This window comes from Brevundimonas sp. UBA7838, from assembly GCF_002500885.1.
Taxonomy (GTDB): Bacteria; Pseudomonadota; Alphaproteobacteria; order Caulobacterales; family Caulobacteraceae; genus Brevundimonas; species Brevundimonas vesicularis_C.
This window is the reverse complement of record NZ_DLTK01000148.1, coordinates 1-18,427: the sequence shown is the minus strand read 5'-3', so window position 1 is coordinate 18,427 and position 18,427 is coordinate 1. Positions and strand designations below refer to the sequence as shown.

General features: G+C 66.8%; 17 protein-coding genes and 1 pseudogene. 6 read left to right on the top strand and 12 right to left on the bottom strand.

Annotated features, from left to right (window positions below; all coding sequences use genetic code 11):
* Positions 1 to 1,128, top strand: a 1,128-nt coding sequence (locus tag B3T77_RS15475; RefSeq protein ID WP_292080702.1) for a response regulator, incomplete at its 5' end; no start/stop codon positions are given.
* A 21-nt stretch (positions 1,129 to 1,149) separates the two neighbouring features.
* Here the strand turns inward: B3T77_RS15475 and B3T77_RS15470 are convergent.
* The 3 genes from B3T77_RS15470 to chpT form a co-directional block, all read right to left on the bottom strand.
* Positions 1,150 to 1,965 carry a CheR family methyltransferase gene (locus B3T77_RS15470; RefSeq protein ID WP_292080701.1) on the bottom strand — a complete coding sequence of 272 codons (816 nt, stop codon included), beginning with the start codon at positions 1,963 to 1,965 and terminating at the stop codon, positions 1,150 to 1,152.
* Complete coding sequence (locus B3T77_RS15465; protein WP_017505646.1) at positions 1,962 to 2,339, bottom strand: response regulator; 378 nt, start codon at positions 2,337 to 2,339, stop codon at positions 1,962 to 1,964. The genes B3T77_RS15470 and B3T77_RS15465 overlap by 4 nt, the downstream gene beginning before the upstream one ends.
* Before the next feature lie 91 nt (positions 2,340 to 2,430).
* Complete coding sequence (gene chpT, locus B3T77_RS15460) at positions 2,431 to 3,102, bottom strand: histidine phosphotransferase ChpT (protein WP_284877023.1); 672 nt, start codon at positions 3,100 to 3,102, stop codon at positions 2,431 to 2,433.
* A 96-nt stretch (positions 3,103 to 3,198) separates the two neighbouring features.
* On the opposite strand from chpT, the gene cysQ reads away from it, so the two are divergent.
* Positions 3,199 to 4,026 (top strand): 3'(2'),5'-bisphosphate nucleotidase CysQ, encoded by an 828-nt coding sequence (gene cysQ, locus B3T77_RS15455; RefSeq protein ID WP_292080698.1) that lies wholly within the window; start codon positions 3,199 to 3,201, stop codon positions 4,024 to 4,026.
* A gap of 3 nt (positions 4,027 to 4,029) precedes the next feature.
* Here the strand turns inward: cysQ and B3T77_RS15450 are convergent, their stop codons facing one another.
* The 4 genes from B3T77_RS15450 to B3T77_RS15435 all read right to left on the bottom strand — a co-directional run bounded on the left by B3T77_RS15450 (position 4,030) and on the right by B3T77_RS15435 (position 8,970).
* A complete protein-coding gene (locus tag B3T77_RS15450; protein WP_292080697.1) occupies positions 4,030 to 5,244 on the bottom strand; it encodes a hypothetical protein in 1,215 nt (404 codons plus the stop codon).
* A 106-nt stretch (positions 5,245 to 5,350) separates the two neighbouring features.
* On the bottom strand, positions 5,351 to 5,695 hold the full coding sequence (locus B3T77_RS15445) for a hypothetical protein (protein WP_292080696.1): 345 nt from the start codon (positions 5,693 to 5,695) through the stop codon (positions 5,351 to 5,353).
* Between the two features lie 55 nt (positions 5,696 to 5,750).
* Positions 5,751 to 7,394: a peptide chain release factor 3 gene (locus B3T77_RS15440; protein WP_292080695.1), complete on the bottom strand. Its 1,644-nt coding sequence runs from the start codon at positions 7,392 to 7,394 to the stop codon at positions 5,751 to 5,753.
* 31 nt (positions 7,395 to 7,425) lie between these two features.
* Positions 7,426 to 8,970 carry a hypothetical protein gene (locus B3T77_RS15435; RefSeq protein WP_292080694.1) on the bottom strand — a complete coding sequence of 515 codons (1,545 nt, stop codon included), beginning with the start codon at positions 8,968 to 8,970 and terminating at the stop codon, positions 7,426 to 7,428.
* 260 nt (positions 8,971 to 9,230) lie between these two features.
* Here B3T77_RS15435 and B3T77_RS15430 point away from each other — a divergent pair, with 260 nt between their 5' ends.
* Positions 9,231 to 9,377, top strand: coding sequence for a hypothetical protein (locus tag B3T77_RS15430; RefSeq protein WP_165113816.1), 147 nt, complete (start codon positions 9,231 to 9,233; stop codon positions 9,375 to 9,377).
* An 18-nt stretch (positions 9,378 to 9,395) separates the two neighbouring features.
* On the opposite strand, the gene B3T77_RS15425 is transcribed toward B3T77_RS15430, so the two are convergent.
* Positions 9,396 to 9,770: a hypothetical protein gene (locus B3T77_RS15425; RefSeq protein WP_055753868.1), complete on the bottom strand. Its 375-nt coding sequence runs from the start codon at positions 9,768 to 9,770 to the stop codon at positions 9,396 to 9,398.
* Positions 9,771 to 9,998: 228 nt separating this feature from the next.
* On the opposite strand from B3T77_RS15425, the gene B3T77_RS15420 reads away from it, so the two are divergent.
* Positions 9,999 to 12,143, top strand: coding sequence for a malate synthase G (locus B3T77_RS15420; RefSeq protein ID WP_292080693.1), 2,145 nt, complete (start codon positions 9,999 to 10,001; stop codon positions 12,141 to 12,143).
* Here B3T77_RS15420 and B3T77_RS15415 read toward each other — a convergent pair.
* Genes B3T77_RS15415 through cysD form a run of 3 tightly spaced genes read right to left on the bottom strand, consistent with a single transcriptional unit; the run spans position 12,131 to position 16,102 of the window.
* Entirely contained in the window at positions 12,131 to 13,180 is a 1,050-nt protein-coding gene (locus B3T77_RS15415; protein ID WP_292080692.1) for a mechanosensitive ion channel family protein, read from the bottom strand. The two genes, B3T77_RS15420 and B3T77_RS15415, sit on opposite strands and share 13 nt — an antisense overlap.
* Positions 13,181 to 13,220: 40 nt before the next feature.
* The gene (cysN, locus tag B3T77_RS15410; RefSeq protein WP_292080691.1) at positions 13,221 to 15,134 is read right to left on the bottom strand and encodes a sulfate adenylyltransferase subunit CysN; all 1,914 of its coding nucleotides are present in this window, start codon (positions 15,132 to 15,134) and stop codon (positions 13,221 to 13,223) included.
* Complete coding sequence (cysD, locus tag B3T77_RS15405; protein WP_292080705.1) at positions 15,134 to 16,102, bottom strand: sulfate adenylyltransferase subunit CysD; 969 nt, start codon at positions 16,100 to 16,102, stop codon at positions 15,134 to 15,136. The genes cysN and cysD overlap by 1 nt, the downstream gene beginning before the upstream one ends.
* Positions 16,103 to 16,250: 148 nt before the next feature.
* Here cysD and B3T77_RS15400 point away from each other — a divergent pair, with 148 nt between their 5' ends.
* Complete coding sequence (locus B3T77_RS15400; protein ID WP_165113764.1) at positions 16,251 to 16,802, top strand: lipocalin family protein; 552 nt, start codon at positions 16,251 to 16,253, stop codon at positions 16,800 to 16,802.
* Positions 16,803 to 16,814: 12 nt separating this feature from the next.
* The gene (locus B3T77_RS15395) at positions 16,815 to 18,137 is read left to right on the top strand and encodes a PQQ-dependent sugar dehydrogenase (RefSeq protein ID WP_292080690.1); all 1,323 of its coding nucleotides are present in this window, start codon (positions 16,815 to 16,817) and stop codon (positions 18,135 to 18,137) included.
* Between the two features lie 58 nt (positions 18,138 to 18,195).
* Here B3T77_RS15395 and B3T77_RS15390 read toward each other — a convergent pair.
* Positions 18,196 to 18,427: pseudogene (locus B3T77_RS15390) on the bottom strand (hypothetical protein); the annotation flags it as partial.

The window sequence follows — 18,427 nt, the reverse complement described above, 5'->3', positions numbered from 1 at the left end:
CACGACTTCAACAATCTGCTGACGGCGATCCAGCTTCAGCTGTCGGGTCTGCTGGAACGGCACCCGGTGGGCGATCCGTCCTACGAGGGCCTGAACGAGATCCGCCAGACGGCCATTCGTGCGGCCGATCTGGTGCGCAAGCTGCTGGCCTTCTCGCGCAAGTCCACGGTGCGGCGCGAGCGGCTGGACCTGGGCGAACTGGTCGGCGAGTTCGCCATCCTGCTGCGGCGGCTGCTGCGCGAGGACGTGCGGCTGGAAACCGACTACGGACGCGACCTGCCGGTCGTGCTGGCCGACAAGTCTCAGCTGGAGACGGCGGTGATGAACCTTGCCGTCAATGCGCGCGACGCCATGCGCGGCGTGGTCGAGCCGGGCGCCGGCGTCGTCACCATCGCCACGCGCCGCCTGACGGGCGACGAGGCGCGAGCCCTGGGCTGGGTTGATGCGCCTACGGACGAGGTGGCCCTGATCGAGGTCTCGGACACCGGACCCGGCGTGCCGCCCGAACTGGCGGACAAGATCTTCGAACCCTTCTTCACCACCAAGGCGGTGAACGAGGGCACCGGCATGGGTTTGGCCACCGTCTATGGCATCGTGCAGCAGGCGGGCGGCCACATCACCGTCAGCAATATCGAAGGGCCCGACTCCAAGATAAAGGGCGCCGCCTTCCGCATCTTCCTGCCGGCGGCGGGCGAGGCGGAGCTGGCCGAGGTTCAGCCGGTCGAGGTCAAGGCCAAGGCGCCGCGCGACCTGTCGGGCGCCGGCCGCATCCTGTTCGTCGAGGACGAAGACGCCGTGCGCGGCATCGCCGCCCGGCTGCTGCGCCAGCGCGGCTATGAGGTGATCGAGGCCGCCGACGGCGAGGAAGCCCTGTTGCTGGCCGAGGAACACGCCGGCCAGATCGACATGATGATCTCCGACGTCATCATGCCGGGACTGGATGGGCCGTCCTTGCTGAAGAAGGCGCGGAAATATCTGGGCGACGCGCCGGTCATGTTCATCTCGGGCTATGCCGAAAGCGACTTCTCGGACCTGCTACAGGACGAGACGGGTGTGTCCTTCCTGCCCAAGCCGCTGGACATCAAGACGCTGGCGGAGCGTGTGAAGCAGGAGTTGCACGCGGGCTGATCGCCCGCATGAAGGGCGGGTTCAGGCGGCGCGGCGAAGCGCGGATGGCGCCTTTACATACAGCCCCCGGCGGCCGTTCACGGCGCGGAAGGCGACCGTCTCGCCTTCCAGACTTTCGTCCACGCCCAGAAGCAGGCAGCCGTCATCGACCAGGCGGCGTTCCAGTCCGTCGAGCAGACGCGCGCGTCGTGACGGCTCCATATCGGTCATCACATTGCGGCAGAAGATGACGTCGAAACGGGAGTCATCGGTCGGTTCGTCCAGCAGGTTGGCGCGACCGAAACGCACGGCGTCGGCCAGTTCGGCCTTGACGATCCACTGGTCTTCCCGCGGTTCGAACCAGCGCAGCATGGTCTTGGCCGTAAGCCCGCGCTGGATCTCGAAGCCGGTATAGAGGCCCGAGCGCGCCTTCTCAATCGCGCGCTGCGACAGGTCGGTGGCGACCAGATCGACATCGACGCCGATCTCCCTGGCCGTCATGGCGATGGACCAGGCCTCTTGGCCGGTCGAGCAGCCGGCCGACCAGATCTTGATCCGCCCGTCGGGCCGCGCCTTGGACAGGGCCGGCAGCAGTTCGGTTTCGAGAATGCGGAAAGGGGTGCGGTCGCGACGGAACCAGGTCTCGGCGTTCAGCAGGGCCTCGATCACCGACCAGGCCAGCGAGGCGACCGGATTGGCCCACAGGTTCGTCAGCAGAGCCTCGACATTGGCGTAGCCCTCACGCCGCGCGATCGGACCCAGCCGGTGTTCAGCCAGGTGGATGCGATCCCGCGACAGCCGATAGCCGGCGCGGGTGGCGAGAAGGGACTGCAGCTTGTCGAAGTCCTCAGGCGTCATGCGGCGATCGCTCCGACCTCCGTCAGCTTGGACTGCAGGATTTCGCCGTCGAACGGCTTCATCACATAGTCGTCGGCGCCGGCGGCCAGGGCTTCGGCGATCCGCTCGGGGCGGGTCTCGATCGTGCAGAACAGCACCTTGGGTTGCTTGCCGCCCGGCATGGCGCGCAGGCGACGCAGGAAGGTGATCCCGTCCATCACTGGCATGTTCCAGTCCACCAGCAGCACGTCAGGCATGGCGCCGGTGCAATAGGCCAAGGCTTCGGAGCCGTCCGCCGCCTCATCGACCTCATAGCCCAGGCCCTCGACGATGCGGCGCGCAACCTTGCGGATGATGCGGCTGTCGTCGACGATCAGGCAGGTTCGGAAGTCCAAGGTCGATCCCTCAATGACACGACGGCTTTCGCCCGTGGCGCATGGACTGTTTTTATCTCAAACGCCAGTTAATGAGTCGTTTGGAAACGCCTCAGGCGGGCATTCGCGCGACCAGTGCGACCTTTCCGTCTTCAACCTTGACGCGAAGAGCGCCGCCGGCCTCGTTCACGGTCAGCCACAGCCAGTAGGGCTGGATCCATTGGCCGGCCAGGCCCTCAACCAGGCGTTCGCCGGCCAGACCCGTGACGGCCTCCGGCTTCAGCCGGGCGCGGGCGCCCTCGGCGAAGCCTTCCAGATAGAGCAGGCCGTTTTCCATCCGCGACTGAATGGTGGCGACGCCGCCCATCGGCAGGGCGCCGACGGTCAGATAGGCGAGGTTGGTCAGGGCGCGGGCCTGGGGCTTGGTGAACTCGCCGTCGGCGATGCGCCAGTCCAGCGAGGCGCGGCCCCCTTGCACCATGCCGGACACCAGGCCTTCGATCTCGCGGGCGGTGAACTTCTCGCTGGTGGTGGCGGCGCCGAAGGCGACGCGGGCGAAGTGAACCAGGGCGACCATCTTCCTGGCGCTCTGCTCGATCAGGGCTAGGGCGTCGTCGCGCATGTCCTGGGCCGTCGGGTCCTGCATCAGGTCCAGGCCGGAGACGATGGCGCCCGACGGACTGATGAAGTCATGGCACAGCTTGGCCGCGATGTAGGTCGCCAGCTCCGTCCCATCGACCGGGAGGTCCAGCGGAGCGGCGTCTGTGTCGTGGGGGGAGGTCATGATGTCTGGCGCGCTCAGGTCACAGTTCGTGTCGCGCGCGAAGTTGGAGTGATTTGCCGGTTCATGGAACCGCCCGGATGGTCTATCGACCCGCCAATGACGACCTCCTCCACACCTGCTCTAGAGCGCGATCTGACGTCCGGCGCGCTGTCCCTGGCCATCGCCGAGATCGCTGAGGAAGCCGCGCGGCTGATCCTGCCCTATTGGCGCGCAGGCACGGCGGTCGAGACCAAGTCCGACGACAGCCCGGTGACGCAAGCCGACCGGGCGGCCGAGGCTCTGATCCTGGAACGGTTGGCGGCGCTTTATCCGGGCGTGCAGACGGTGGCGGAGGAAGCCGTGTCGGCCGATGGCGCGCCTGAAACCGCCGAGGACTGGTTCTGGCTGATCGATCCGCTGGACGGCACGCGCGGCTTCGTGCGCGGCGGCGAGGCCTTCACCGTCAATATCGCCCTGATCCATGACGGCTATCCGGTCGCGGGCGTGGTGACGGCGCCGGCGACGGCGACGACCTGGCGCACCGACAAGCCTGATGGCGGCGCCTTCCGGCGTCAGTTCGGCGCCCTTCAGGCCGGCGAGGCGCATTCGGGCGAGGACTGGCGTCCGATCCGGGTGCGCGACCGGCCGCAGGAAGGCATGGCCCTGCTGAGCCACAGCGTCACCGACGAAGAGGCGACGCGTCTGGCCGCCCGTCACGGCTGCTCGCGCTGGCAGGGGACGGATTCGTCGTTGAAATTCTGCCTGATCGCCGAGGGGCGGTTCGACGCCTATCCGCGCACGGGTCCAACCTCGGAATGGGACACGGCTGCAGGCCAGGCCGTGCTGGAAGCCGCCGGCGGACGGGTGCTGGCCGATGACGGGCAGCGGATGGCCTATGGCAAGACGCGGTTCCTGAACGGCGCCTTCGTCGCCATGGGCGGCTGAAGGCTAGGACCTCAACAACGCCTCAGCGCGGTCGGCGAGGGCGTCGACGCCCATTTCCCGCGCCGTCATCGCCGCCTCGCCCAGGATCAGCCCCAAATCGGTCGGGACGACGCCGCCCAGCCGATGTCGCGCCAGCATGATCTCGGCCATGCCGATCTGATCGGCGGCCCAGTCGAGCGGCGTCGCGGTCGCCATGCGCGCGCGAAGGCGGGTTTCCAGCGTCATCAGGGCGGTCAGATTCTTGACCGCCTCGGCCAGGGCCACTTCGCGCGTGATGCGGCGCTCGCGCGCCAGGGCGCCGATGATCAATTCGCCGCCCTGCGTCAGGGTTTCCGCCTGGGTCAGCAGCATCAGCGGCTGGGCGTCGTCGCCCACGCGCAGCACCTGGATCGCGGCCCAGTCCAGTGGGCTGTGATCCGGGGTGAACTGATCGGCGGCGGCGTCGAACATGATCCGCCCCTGGTTGCGGGCCTCGTCATGCCCCGCGATCACGGCCAGGGCCGACAGGCCGGCGCCGCACAGGGCCAGGGCGCGGGCGCGGGTCAGGGGGCGATGGTCGGGGGACGCGGCCTCGACCAGGGCGCCCAGGTCGCGGCCGGCCTGATCCAGCAGATGCACGTCGCGCTGGACCACGCCCATTTCCAGCGACAGGGCCGCGCGATCCATGCGCAGATCCATGTCCTCGGCGTCGTCTCTGCGCACCGCCTCATCCATCAAGACAGCCGCCTGATGAAGGCGGGCGATGTCGCCGCTCAGTCGGGCCGTGCGAACCGTCAGTCGGGCGTGAAGCGCGGCCATGCCGACGGCGATGCGTCGGCTGCGCGGCTGTCCGACCGCCGCAAGGGTCGTCGCTGCGCAGTCCAGACGGGCGGGATCGCCGCACAGGTCAAAGCGCAGCATCAGCACCGCCGCCTTGGCCATGGCCGCCCGCGCGATCTGATCCTCGCCCACGGCTGAACGCGCTAGGCTGTCGGCGCAGCGGTCGGCACGGTCCAGACTGTCGGCGGCGCCGGTGCGTCGGGCGTGTTCGCGCCACAGGGCGCAGGCGCGGTTTTCTGTCTCGAAGGGACGGGCGCAGGAGACGCGTCCGGCGTCCGTGGCCTCGCGTCGCGCCTCGGCGCGCAGCAGATCCGCGCCGATCAGTTCGATCCAGCCCAGGTCTTCGCTCTCTCGCGCCTGGGCGAAGAGTTTTCGAAGATCACGGCCGAATTCGAACATGCTGGACCTCGGTTATCCCGCTTCGGGACGCAGACTGCGTCACCTGCGGCGTCCAATGCAAACGCAGCGCCGGGAATGCGGTTCGGCTTGGCCTTAAGCCGGCGACCTAGTCGAGTTTCGGCGTCTTCTGCTGGCAGCGTTGCAGATTGGCGCGGGCCTCGGGCGCCTCAGCGTTGAGCTGACGCACCGCGGTGATGCGCGCGCGGGTCTGATCGGCCTCTGCGGCCGGCGCCGTCTTGCCCGCCGCCGTCGCGGCCTGCATGGCCGCCAGGGACCAGTAGAGCGCGGCGTCATACAGCCGCCGCCCCTGGGCGCTCTCGCCGCCTTCAAGCTCCGACGCGGCCTGGGTCAGGCCCGCACAACGCACCGCCTCGTCATAAGAAACCAGCCCCACGGAAGGGGCGGCCTGCAGCATAAAGACGGTGCTGGCTAGGGCGAGAAGCGTCGACATGACCTCAGAATGGCTCAGCTGCGTGACCAAAGGAAGTCGTTAGCGGCGCCCGGTCTTAGCCGCGCTCCTTCGTCTTGGTGAAGGCGATCTTGGGGAAGCGTTCGCCGACATAGCCGGTCTCCCAGCTCGACTTGGCCAGGAAGACCGGGGCCTGGTCGATGTCGCGCGCCATCTGGGGGCGGTATTTCCCGCTGAAGTCCTCGACGTCCGCGTCGGAGCCCTCCGCGCCTGGAGCGATCCAGCGCGCCTCGGCGTAGGGGGAGGGTTCGAAGACGACGTCCAGGCCGTACTCCTCGCCCAGACGGTCGGCCATGACCTCGAACTGCAGCTGGCCCACGGCGCCGACGATGAAGTCCGAGCCGATTTCGGGACGGAACAGCTGGGTCACGCCTTCCTCGGCCAGACCTTCCAGCGCCTTCTTCAGATGTTTGGCCTTCAGCGGATCCTTCACGCGAACCCGTTGCAGGATTTCCGGCGCGAAGTTGGGCAGGCCGGCGAAACGGACCACGCCGCTCTCCGACAGACTGTCGCCGACGCGCAGCACGCCGTGGTTCGGAATGCCGATCACGTCGCCGGCGAAGGCGTCGTCGGCCAGTTCCCGATCCGAGGCGAAGAACATGATCGGCGCATTGACCGACAACGACTTGCCGGTGTTCTGCACCTTCAGCTTCATGCCGCGCTTGAAGGCGCCCGACGCCATGCGGAACATGGCGATCCGGTCGCGGTGGTTGGGATCCATGTTCGCCTGGACCTTGAACACGAAGCCGGTGACTTCGGCCGATCCCGGTTCGACCTCGGTCTCGACGGGGGCGGGGGCGTTGCGGGTCTCGGGCGGGGATTCCCTTTTGGCCTTCATCACCTTGGGCGCCGGGGCCCAGTCGCCGATGGCTTTCAGCAGTTCGTCGATGCCGAAGTGGCGAAGCGCCGAGCCCCACAGCACCGGCGTCATGTGACCTTCCAGAAAAGCCTGGCGGTCAAAGGCCGGATAGCCGCCCTCGACCAGTTCAACGGCCTCGGCGAGATTGTCTTGCTCGCCCGCCTCGAAATACTGCGCCGCCTGGTCCAGCGGCAGGGCGGGGGGGTGTTCGGGATCCTCGGCCGACCCGGCGGCCTTGCGGGTATAGGGCTGGAACCGGCCGGTTCCGACCTCGACCATGCCGCGCAGGCGATTGCCGCTCTCGGCCGGCCACCAGATCGGGGCCGGGTCCAGCTGAAGGCGCGATGCGATGTCGTCCAGCAGGGCCATCGGGTCCTGGGCCTCGCGGTCCAGCTTGTTGATGAAGGTGATGATCGGGATGTCGCGCAGGCGGCAGACCTCGAACAGCTTCAGCGTCTGCGGCTCGATGCCCTTGGCGGCGTCCAGCACCATGATGGCGCAGTCGGCGGCGGTCAGGGTGCGATAGGTGTCTTCGGAAAAGTCCTCGTGTCCGGGGGTATCGAGCAGGTTGAACATCTTGCCGTCGTGCTCGAACGTCATGACCGAGGCCGAGACCGAGATACCCCGCTCCTTCTCGATCTTCATCCAGTCCGAACGCGTCCGCCGGTTTTCGCCGCGCGCCCGCACGGCGCCGGCCGCACGAATGGCGCCGCCGGCCAACAGGATATGCTCGGTCAGGGTCGTCTTGCCCGCATCCGGGTGGGCGATGATGGCGAAGGTCCGGCGGCGCGCCGCTTCTTCAGGCAGGGTCAAGGAGGACATGGCGCGCGACTAACCCGCCACGCGCCGAAAGTCACTCGCTGGCGGGAGATGGGGCGGATTCAGACGGTGTTTGCGGAGAGGTTTCCGGCTCCGGCTCGCTGATCTGAGGCGCTTCGGCATCTTGCGTGATTTCCGGCAAGGGCTGGCCCTTTTCGATGGCGGCGATCATGCCGCTTGCGAAGACGGAGGCGGCGCCGCCGTGGGGATTGTTGGCCACCGGTTTCAGCACCGCGATCGCCTCTTCCGGCTTGCTGGTTTTCACCAGGGCGTCCGCATAGGGGAAGCGCACCGCCGCCAGTTGAGGGGCGCGATCCAGCGCCAGGCCCAGGGTCAGCAAATCGTTTTCGTTAGGATAGCCGGGCTGGGTCCGACGGAGTTCGGACATCAGCATAAGGGTGCGGTAGTCGTTCTGACCGGCTGCATAGGCGCGAGAGAGATAGCCGCGCGCCTGGACGCGCAGCGCCTGAGCCTGGTCGTCGTCTTCGGCTTCGCGCGCTTGTTTGAGCCGCTCCTGCGCCAGGAACTGCAAGGCTTCGACATGGTCCGGATCGATGTCCAGCAGGCGTTGAAGCGCACGTTCGCCGGCGGGGCGATCGCCGAAATGGAGACCGGCATGGCCGGCGGCGAGCAAGGCCAGCGGATCGTCCCTATGCCGCGCCGCCAGCCTGGCGACCTCTTGGCCCAAGGCCTGGCGATCTTCGTCAGGGACGCCGATCTTGAGCCGTTGATTGATGAGTAGCAGATCATCGGCGGCGGGCGACAGTCGCGTGACGACGAGGTCGGCCGTTGGAAACTGGCCGCTGAGCGTCCTGCCCATCAGGCGACCACGGGTGTAGCGTCGAAGCGCGACCTGAAGGTCACGAAGCGACATTCCAGTGGAAGCCTCCATCGCAGCTACGGAGTCCTCGCCGCCCGAAACGCGCTTCAGATAGTCTTCCAACTGCTCCAGGCGCGCAGAATCGCTGATGAACCAGTGGGTCAGCAGCCAGGCGATCGGATAGTAGGTCGCTTTCTGACTCTCGGATCGAACTTCACCCGGACGCTTGGTCAGCAGGACATCAAGCGGGATCCAGGTTTCCGCCATAATCCAGTAGGCGCGGTTTTGGTTAAACTGGCCCAGTTGAACTTTCCGATCTCGGACGTCGATGTCCGCGGTCATGTAGTACTCGGCAAAGCCTTCGACGAACCACGCCGGGTAGGATCCGGGGAAGTTGCCCAGCATGAAGTGGTGGGCGTATTCGTGCATCAGGATGTCGTCGCCCGACATCCCGCCGTCGCCGTCGCCTCTGATGGCGACCGCAAAGATATCCTCTTCCGTCGGGAAGTAGGTGCCCATCGTGTTTTCACCGCTCTGCGGGTGCACACGCGTCAGGCCTCGGCGACCGCCGACGAGATAGATCGGCATTTTGCGCTGCGGCTCATCCGACATCGAGCCGCCGTGTCGGACCTGCATGACACGATCGAAAATCTCGAGTTTTTGGACGTAATCGCGCAGGGCGCGCTCGCCGCCGTCGCTATAGACGATGAAGCGTTCGCTTTCGGCCCGCAGCCAGTCCGCCCGCGCTGGCTGAGCCATTGCGGCAAAAACAATCGATCCCACCGCCGCAATGGCGCAGGTTACCAGCTTCGAACTCATACAATCAGTCCCGAACATCCCTTGAGGGCGAAGGTGCAACTTCCACGCGCCGACGTCCAGCCGATTGGTCCACGTAAAATAACCCCTCGCCACGAAGGGCTATCGGAGTCATGCTCGGTTCTGGAGGAGACGATCAGGCCGTCAGAGTCCGACGCTCCCCTCCCGGATCGATCCGGGATCATAGGGAAAGGACAAGGACGATGGCTGTCATCCATCCTCAAGATCGTATCGCCCATGCGCCGCGTGAGCGGGCGCCGCTGCATCCGGCGGTGGGGCTGGTCGTCGGCTTCGGCTTTATCGTAGCCGTGGCGACGCTGGTCCACGTGGTGTTCAACGCCGTCTTCTGACGGCGTTTCAGGCCGCGATCAGGCGGCCAGGCGGTTCCAGACGGCGCGGTCTGCGGAGACGGCGTCGAGGCGACGGCCCTTGGCCTGAAGCTGGCGCATCACCTGTTCGGGCAGGGTGCAGAAACGCGGCTCGACCAGGTCGGGATTGCAGGCGGGTGCCGGCGCCGCGAACAGGGCGGCGTTCACGTCCGGGCTGCGCTCGGCGATCAGCCATGCCAGCCGGCGGGCGCGTTCGGGATCGTTGCGGTGAAGCAGCGGGTCCTCGGCGAACAGTTCGCAGCCCAGTTCCAGCAGATAGTCCAGACCCAGCTTCTCGAACCGGCGCGCGTCGGCGGGCGTGACCGGGCAGGCCTCGTCCAGGTCGAACACGACGTCGTTCAGAAGAAACAGCATGGGCGAGACGCTCGACTGACCGGACGCGAGTTCGTCCGTAAGCTCACAATAGACGCCGTCGCTTGCGGTCCCGTTCACGGACGCGGTTAAGCGTTTGTGACCAGCCGGCTGTCGCCTTGGAAGAAAAGCGACGGCGATGACGCGACGTGACCCTTGCGCCGGCGTGCGGCCTCAGCTTACCTGATCACGCATTGTTACAGGCCGGCGTCGCGCCGGAGAGAGGCCGTCATGACGACCCATGAAGATCGCGCCGGGCTGAAGGTCGCGGGCGAATTGATCGCCCTGATCGAGCAGGACGTACTGCCTGGGCTGGGGCTTGATGCGGCCGCCTTCTGGAGCGGGGCGGCGGCGATCTTCGAGCGGTTCGCGCCCGAGAACCGGGCGCTGCTGGCGCGACGCGACGCCTTGCAGGCCCAGATTGACGACTGGCATCGGGCGCGGCGGGGCCAGCCCTATGATGTGGCGGCGTCGCAGGCCTTCCTGAAAGAGATCGGCTATCTGGTCGAGGAGCCGGCGCCGTTCACGATCGGGACCGAAGGCGTGGACGCCGAGATTGCGCGCATGGCCGGGCCGCAGTTGGTCGTGCCGGTGCTGAACGCTCGCTTCCTTCTGAACGCCGCCAATGCACGGTGGGGCAGCCTGTATGACGCGCTTTACGGCACGGATGCGTTGGGCGACCTGCCGGCCGGCGGCGGCTATGACGCGGCGCGCGGCGCTCGGGTCGTCGCGCGGGCCAAGGCCTTTTTGGACGAGGCGGCGCCGCTGGCGGAGGGTTCGCATACGGATGTCGCCGGCTGGTCGGTAATTGATGGCGCACTGTCGCCCGCGTTGAAGGATGCAGGACAGTTCGTTGGTTTTACCGGCGAGACGACGGCGCCGTCTTCGATCCTGCTGGTCAACAACGGGCTGCACATCGAACTGGTGATCGACCGCAGCCATCCGGTGGGGCGCGGCGATGCGGCGGGTCTGGCGGACGTGGTGCTGGAATCGGCCCTGTCGACCATCGTCGATCTGGAGGATTCCGTCGCGGCCGTCGATGCGGCGGACAAGGCCGAGGCCTATCGCAACTGGCTGGGTCTGATGCGCGGCGACCTGTCCGCGACGTTCAAGAAGGGCGGCGAGACCCTGACCCGCGCCTTGGAGCCGGATCGCCAGTGGACCGCGCCGGACGGGTCCTCGGTGATCCTGAAGGGGCGCAGCCTGCTGTTCGTGCGCAATGTCGGGCATCTGATGACGACCCCGGCCATTCGTCTGGCGGACGGGTCGGAGGCGCCCGAGGGGATCATGGACGCCATCGTGACCAGCCTGATCGCGCTGTATGACATCAAGGGTCTGGGCGGGTTCGGCAACAGCGCGACGGGCTCGGTCTATATCGTCAAACCCAAGATGCACGGTCCGGAAGAGGCCGCCTTCACCGACGGTCTGTTCGATGCGGTCGAGGATCTGCTGGCCATGCCGCGTCATGCGATCAAGGTTGGGGTGATGGACGAGGAGCGCCGGACCTCGGCCAATCTGGCGGCCTGCATTCAGGCGGTGAAGGACCGGATCGTCTTCATCAACACCGGCTTTTTGGATCGTACCGGCGACGAGATCCACACGGCCATGCAGTCCGGGCCGGTGGTGCGAAAGGCGGACATCAAGTCCAGCGCCTGGATCGCGGCCTATGAGGCGAGGAACGTCGCCATCGGCCTGAAATGCGGCCTGTCGGGCAAGGCCCAGATCGGCAAGGGGATGTGGGCGGCGCCGGACCGGATGGCGGACATGCTGGAGCAGAAGATCGGTCATCCGAAGACGGGCGCGAACACCGCCTGGACCCCCTCGCCGACGGCGGCGACCCTGCATGCGCTGCACTATCATGCGGTCGATGTGTTCGCGGTTCAAAAGGATGTGGCCGGGCGCGACACGCCGGGGCTGGAGGCCTTGCTGACCCCGCCGCTGGCGAATGGCGTCAACTGGTCCGAGGACGAGGTGGCGGCCGAATTGGACAACAACGCCCAGGGTATACTGGGCTATGTCGTGCGCTGGATCGATCAGGGGGTGGGGTGTTCCAAGGTGCCGGACATCCACGATATCGGCCTGATGGAGGACCGGGCGACGCTGAGGATCAGTTCGCAGCATATCGCCAACTGGCTGCTGCACGGGGTCTGTACGGCCGATCAGGTCGAGGCGGCGTTCCAGCGCATGGCGGCCAAGGTCGATGGTCAGAATGCGGGCGATCCGCTGTATCGGCCGATGGCGGCGGACCTAGATAACAGTCTGGCCTATCAGGCGGCGCGGGCGCTGGTGTTCGAAGGCGTCGAGCAGCCGAACGGCTATACCGAGCCGTTGCTGCATGCCTGGCGGTTGAAGGCCAAGGCGGCTCAGTCCGTCTGACGGGCTTTGGGTGAGGCGGCCGGTTCCGGAATCTCCGCTTCATCGTCGGCCATGACATCGTCGGCGGCGTCGTTGGCGGTTCGGGCGGGACTTTGCGGGCCGGTCGGTCGCGGCGGTGAGCCGACGCCGTAGCCGAGGCGCTTCAAGGCCTCCTCGCCGTCCAGGCCGAAGGCGGTGCGCAGGCGAAGATCGGTCTGGGGCACCGGCACCTCCACGCCCGCCGCGTCCAGGGCGTCGGCGATCAGCCAGGTGTAGGCGGCGTGCATGGCCGCCGGACGTTTGACGGCGTCGCGCGTGGGCCAGACCACCAGTTCGAACGACAATCCCCGATCGCCGAAGGCCACCAGCCAGACCTGGCTCTTGCGGGCCTCGGTCTCCGGCAGGGTGAAGGGGCTTGCGCGGGCGGCGGCCAGAACCGCATCGCGCACCTGACCCCGGTCCGAACCATAGGCGACGGTGAACGGCACATGGATGCGGCGGGTGTCGCCCTTCATCGTCCAGTTGGTGACGGGCTGTTCGATGAAGCGCGAGTTGGGCACCAGGACATTGACGTTGTCATTGGTGCGGACACGGGTGGCGCGCGGGCCGATCTCCATGATGGCGCCACGGATGCCGATGTCCTCGATCTCGATATAGTCGCCGACCGACACCATCCGGTCGAAGATCAGGAACAGGCCGGAGACGAACTCCTTGACCACCCCCTGCAGCCCGAGACCCACGCCGATGCCCAGCGCGCCGGCAAAGACGGTCAGGGACGACAGGTTCAGCCCGGCCGCCGACAGGGCTGACATAACTCCCACGACGATGATGCCGTAGCCGGCCAGGCGCTCCAGCAGATAGATCGCCTGACGGCTGCGGTCCGAGCGCTCGCGCACCCGGCGCAGCGACCGCGTCACCAGCCAATGGGCGGCGAAGGCGATCAGCAGGATTACGCCCGCGCTGACCAGACCGCCCAGCGTCAGATTGATCCCGGCGATGCGGGCGATCTGCGACTGCTCGATGGTGTCGAGGCTCAGCTTCTGGATCGGAGTGGTCATCGCGTCCTAGAGCGTCCGGCGAACGGTCAAGGTTCCGAGCCTAGATGGCGAAGTCCTCGGTCGAGAAACGCCCATCCAGCCAGGCGACGATGCGCTCGGCGGCGTCCTCGGGCGACATGGTGGTGGTGTCCACGACGATCTCGGGGTGTTCGGGCGCTTCATAGGGGCTGTCGATGCCGGTGAAGTTTTTGAGCTCTCCCGCGCGGGCCTTCTTGTACAGGCCCTTGACGTCGCGAGCCTCGGCCACCGCCAGGGGCGTGTCGACGTGGACCTCGACGAACTCGCCCTCGCCCAGCAGGTCGCGGGCCAGACGGCGTTCGGCGCGGAAGGGCGAGATGAAGCTGACCAGGACGATCAGGCCGGCGTCCACCATCAGTTTGGACACTTCGGCGACGCGGCGGATGTTCTCGACCCGGTCCTCCTCCGTAAAGCCCAGGTCGCGGTTCAGGCCGTGGCGGACATTGTCGCCGTCCAGCAGATAGGTGTGGCGGCCGTCGGCGTGCAGCCGCTTTTCCACCAGATCGGCGATGGTCGACTTGCCTGCGCCCGACAGGCCGGTCAGCCAGACGACGCGTCCCTTCTGGTTCTTGATCGTGGCGCGCGCCGCCTTGTCGACCGACAGCGCCTGCCAGTGGATGTTGTGGGCGCGGCGCAGGGCGAAGTGCAGCAAACCCGCCCCGACCGTGCGGTTCGAGATCCGGTCGATCAGGATGAAACCGCCCAAATCTTTGTTCTCGGCATAGGGGGCGAAGGCGACGGGGGCGTCCAGCGACAGGTTGCAGACGCCGATCTCGTTCAACTCCAGCCGCTTGGCCGGCTGCTGTTCCAAGGTGTTGACGTTCACCTTGTGCTTGGGCTCGGTGATGGTGGCGCCCACCAGCTTTGCGCCGATCTTGAGCAGGTAGGGGCGGCCCGGCAGCAGGGGCTCGTCGTCCATCCAGACCACGGTGGCCTCGAACTGGTCGGCGGCCTCGGGCGGGGCGTCGGCGGAGGCCAGGACGTCGCCGCGCGAGACATCGATCTCGTCGTCCAGGGTCAGGGTGATCGACTGACCAGCGACGGCCTGATCCAGGTCGCCGTCGGCGGTGACGATGCGGGCGACGGTCGAGATCTTGCCGGACGGCAGGACGCGCACCGAATCGCCGGGGCGCACGATCCCGGCGGCGATCTGGCCGGAGAAGCCGCGGAAGTCGAGATTGGGCCGGTTGACCCACTGCACCGGCAGGCGGAAGGGGTCGGCCTGAAGAGCGTCCCCGACCTCCAGCGTTTCCAGCAGGGTCATCAGCGGCGGCCCGGCGTACCAGGGCGAATGGGCGCTGGGTTCGGCGATGTTGTCGCCGCGCAGGGCTGACATCGGGATGGCGTCGAAGGCCTGAAGCCCGATCTGGGCGGCGAAGTCGGAGAAGTCGGCGACGATGGCGTCGAACACGGACCGAGACCAGCCCATGAGGTCCATCTTGTTGACCGCCAGGATGACGTGGCGGATGCCCAGCAGGCTGACCAGATAGGCGTGGCGCCGCGTCTGGGTCAGCACGCCGCGCCGGGCGTCGATCAGGATGACGGCGGCGTCGGCGGTCGAGGCGCCGGTGACCATGTTGCGGGTGTACTGTTCGTGCCCCGGCGTATCGGCGACGATGAACTTCCGCTTTTCGGTCGAGAAGAATCGATAGGCGACGTCGATGGTGATGCCCTGCTCCCGCTCGGCGGCGAGACCATCGACCAGCAGGGCGAAGTCGATGTCGCCGCCTTGCGTGCCGACTCGGCGGCTGTCCGCCTCCAGCGCCGCCATTTGATCCTCGAAGATCATCTTGGAATCGTAGAGCAACCGCCCGATCAGGGTGGACTTGCCGTCGTCCACGCTGCCGCAGGTGATGAAGCGCAGCAGGCTTTTGTGCTGGTGGGCGTCCAGATAGGCGTTGATGTCGCGGGCGATCAGGTCGGACTGGTGAGCCATCAGAAATAGCCCTCCTGCTTCTTCTTCTCCATCGAGGCGGATTGGTCGTGGTCGATCATCCGGCCCTGCCGCTCCGAGGTGGTGGTCAGAAGCATTTCCTGGATGACCTCGGGCAGGGTCGCGGCCGTGCTCTCGACCGCCCCTGTCAAAGGGTAGCAGCCCAGGGTGCGGAAGCGGACGGACTTCATCTGCGGCGTCTCGCCGGGGCGCAGCCGGAACCGGTCGTCATCGACCATGATCAGGGCGCCGTCGCGCTCCACCACCGGCCGCTCGGCCGCCAGATACAGGGGCACGATCGGGATCTGCTCCAGGTGGATGTACTGCCAGACGTCCAGCTCGGTCCAGTTGGAGATGGGGAAGACGCGGATGCTCTCGCCCAGCCGTTTGCGCGTGTTGTAGAGCCGCCAGAGTTCGGGGCGCTGGTTCTTGGGGTCCCAGCGATGTTCGGCAGTGCGGAATGAGAAGATCCGCTCCTTGGCGCGCGACTTCTCCTCGTCGCGACGAGCGCCGCCGAAGGCCGCGTCAAAGCCGTAATGGTTCAGGGCCTGTTTCAGACCTTCGGTCTTCCACAGGTCCGTGTGTAGGGCGGAGCCGTGATCGAACGGGTTGATGCCGCGTGCGAGCGCGTCGGGGTTCTGGTGGACCAGCAGTTCGACGCCCAGATCGGCAGCCGACTGTTCCCGCATCGCGTACATGGCGCGAAACTTCCACGTCGTGTCGACGTGCAGAAGCGGGAAGGGCGGCCTGGACGGATAGAAGGCCTTCTTCGCCAGATGCAGCATGATGGCTGAGTCCTTGCCGATCGAGTACAGCATGACCGGACGTTCGGCCTCGGCCGCCACCTCGCGCAGGATGTGGATGCTTTCGGCCTCCAGACGCTGGAGGTGGGTCAGGCGCGGCGTGGAAAGGGCGGCAGGTTTTTTGGTCAGGGTGGCGGTGGTCACCGGGGCGTCTCCGTCGAACGCCATGTGACAACGCCAAAGGGCGGGACGGGACAAGCGAGGGTTCCTGTTCCCCGCTAGGAGATTTTCGTCCCGCGGCGTCCGATTTCGCCGTCGGTGCGTAACGGAACCAGGGTCGCTGAAAGCGGCTTATGGCTTCGAAACGGAAACGCCCATGTCCAGCCTGAAATCCCTCGCCGCATCAGCCGCCGCCGCGATCGCGCTGGCGGGATGCGTGACCGCACCGTCGCCTTCCGAATATCGCGCGCCCCAGCCGGCCAAGCCGGTGGATGTGCAGCGTCTGTGGTCCGGGCGCTGGCACGAGATCGCGCGTCTGCCGGATCGGTTGACCGACGGCTGCGTCGCCGGCGCGTCGATCTATACGCCGGTGGAGGGCACGCGGGTCGATGTGCGCGACACCTGTCAGGTCGGCACGCCGGACGGCAAGGAAAAGGCCATCGGCGGACGGGGCGAAATCCTCGATCCGGGAATGAACGCCAAGCTGAGGGTCAAATATCTGGCCGGGTTCGTGACCTGGGACTATTGGGTGCTGGACCGGGCGGACGACTACAGCTGGTTCATCTCGGCCGATCCGACCTTCAATCGCCTGTTCATCTACACGCGCGACCTGCCCAGCGAGCAGCAGGTGCGCGCCTTGACCGAACGGGCGCGGTCTCTTGGATACGACGTCAGCCGTCTGGAGTTCCCGGCCCAACCGGCGCGGTAAGGATCAAAGGCCATGCGCTCGCCACGGACGGTTTTGTTCGCCTCGACATTGCTCGCGACGGTGATCGTTTTGGGGGCCTGCGCGGGCGGGACAGCCTTGCCCGTTTCGGCCGGCTTTGGGCCGGACCCGCAACTGCCGGCGCCGCGTCAGGGCTTGCTGCCCACCGTCAATATCGCCCCGGCGTCGAGCTGGCCCGAAGGCGCGACGCCGGTCGCGGCGGCGGGTTTGCGCGTACAGGCGTTCGCGACCGGCCTTGATCACCCGCGCTGGCTCTATCGCCTGCCCAACGGCGATATTCTGGTCGCGGAGTCGAATGCACCGCCCAAGCCCGAAGACAAGAAGGGCGGTCTGCGTGGCTGGGTGATGGGCAAGGTCATGGCCAAGGCCGGCGCCGGTGTCCCGAGCCCCAACAAGATTGTCCTGCTGCGGGACGCGGACGGCGACGGCGCAGCGGAGATCAAGAGCGATTTCCTGACCGGACTGAACTCGCCGTTTGGCATGGCTCTGGTCGGCGACCGGCTGTACGTCGCCAACGCCGATGCGGTGGTGGCCTTTCCGTATCAGAGCGGCCAGACGCAGATCGACGCTGCGGCCACGAAGGTCGCAGACCTGCCCGCCGGCCGCAATCACCACTGGACCAAGAGCCTTGTCGCCGGCCCGGAAGGCCGGCGGCTTTATGTCGGGGTCGGATCGAACTCCAACGTCGGCGAAAACGGCCTGGATGAGGAAGTCGATCGCGCGGCCATCCTGGAGATCGATCCAGCGACGGGCGCGCGGCAGGTCTATGCCTCGGGCCTGCGCAATCCGGTCGGAATGGACTGGAACCCTCAGACCGGCCAGCTATGGGTCGCGGTCAACGAGCGTGATGAAATCGGCGACGATCTGGTGCCCGACTATATGACGTCGGTGACGCCGGGCGCCTTCTATGGCTGGCCGTGGAGCTATTACGGCCAGACTGTCGATACGCGCCCACCCGCCAATCCGGCGATGGTCGCGCGCGCGATCCGGCCGGATTACGCCCTGGGCGCGCACACGGCGTCGCTGGGGCTGACATTCAGCGAGAGCGCGAGCCTGTTGCCGCCAGCCTTGCGTTCAGGCGTTTTCGTCGGCCAGCACGGATCGTGGAATCGCAGCGTGCGCAGCGGCTATAAGGTGATCTTCGTGCCGTTCGTCGATGGGCGTCCCGCTGGACCGCCGCAGGATGTTCTGACCGGCTTTCTGAACGCCCAAGGCCAGGCTCAGGGCCGGCCCGTGGGAGTGCAGATCGACCGGCAAGGCGCGCTGCTGGTCGCCGACGATGTGGGCAATGTCATCTGGCGCGTCAGCGGCGCCTGAAGCTCGATCATAGAAAAAGCCCCGGCCGAAGCCGGGGCTTTCCATTATTCTGCTGAGATCAGTTCAGCGGCTGGACCGTGATCGCTGGAGCGGCGGGCGTGGTCACGACCGGAGCCGGGGTTGAAGCTGCAGGCGCGGTGTTCAACCGGCTGGTGCTCGACGTCGAAGCGGTCGGCGCGGTGTAGGGTTGCGGGCCCGCAGGCGTAGCCGGCGTCTCGACACGCGCGGCGGCCGGCCGTTCAACGGCTGGCGCAGCGCGACGGGCCACGGGTTCAGATCGGAAGAGCGTC

Bases quoted from the DNA above. Each gene is read 5' to 3' on its own strand.
- cysQ (WP_292080698.1), top strand. From the start codon at position 3,199: ATGACGACCTCCTCCACACCTGCTCTAGAGCGCGATCTGACGTCCGGC.
- B3T77_RS15440 (WP_292080695.1), bottom strand. From the start codon at position 7,394: ATGTCCTCCTTGACCCTGCCTGAAGAAGCGGCGCGCCGCCGGACCTTC.
- chpT (WP_284877023.1), bottom strand. From the start codon at position 3,102: ATGACCTCCCCCCACGACACAGACGCCGCTCCGCTGGACCTCCCGGTC.
- B3T77_RS15415 (WP_292080692.1), bottom strand. From the start codon at position 13,180: ATGACCACTCCGATCCAGAAGCTGAGCCTCGACACCATCGAGCAGTCG.
- cysN (WP_292080691.1), bottom strand. From the start codon at position 15,134: ATGGCTCACCAGTCCGACCTGATCGCCCGCGACATCAACGCCTATCTG.
- B3T77_RS15470 (WP_292080701.1), bottom strand. From the start codon at position 1,965: ATGACGCCTGAGGACTTCGACAAGCTGCAGTCCCTTCTCGCCACCCGC.
- B3T77_RS15445 (WP_292080696.1), bottom strand. From the start codon at position 5,695: ATGTCGACGCTTCTCGCCCTAGCCAGCACCGTCTTTATGCTGCAGGCC.
- B3T77_RS15400 (WP_165113764.1), top strand. From the start codon at position 16,251: ATGTCCAGCCTGAAATCCCTCGCCGCATCAGCCGCCGCCGCGATCGCG.
- B3T77_RS15430 (WP_165113816.1), top strand. From the start codon at position 9,231: ATGGCTGTCATCCATCCTCAAGATCGTATCGCCCATGCGCCGCGTGAG.
- B3T77_RS15425 (WP_055753868.1), bottom strand. From the start codon at position 9,770: ATGCTGTTTCTTCTGAACGACGTCGTGTTCGACCTGGACGAGGCCTGC.
- B3T77_RS15395 (WP_292080690.1), top strand. From the start codon at position 16,815: ATGCGCTCGCCACGGACGGTTTTGTTCGCCTCGACATTGCTCGCGACG.
- B3T77_RS15435 (WP_292080694.1), bottom strand. From the start codon at position 8,970: ATGGCTCAGCCAGCGCGGGCGGACTGGCTGCGGGCCGAAAGCGAACGC.
- B3T77_RS15420 (WP_292080693.1), top strand. From the start codon at position 9,999: ATGACGACCCATGAAGATCGCGCCGGGCTGAAGGTCGCGGGCGAATTG.
- B3T77_RS15450 (WP_292080697.1), bottom strand. From the start codon at position 5,244: ATGTTCGAATTCGGCCGTGATCTTCGAAAACTCTTCGCCCAGGCGCGA.
- cysD (WP_292080705.1), bottom strand. From the start codon at position 16,102: ATGGCGTTCGACGGAGACGCCCCGGTGACCACCGCCACCCTGACCAAA.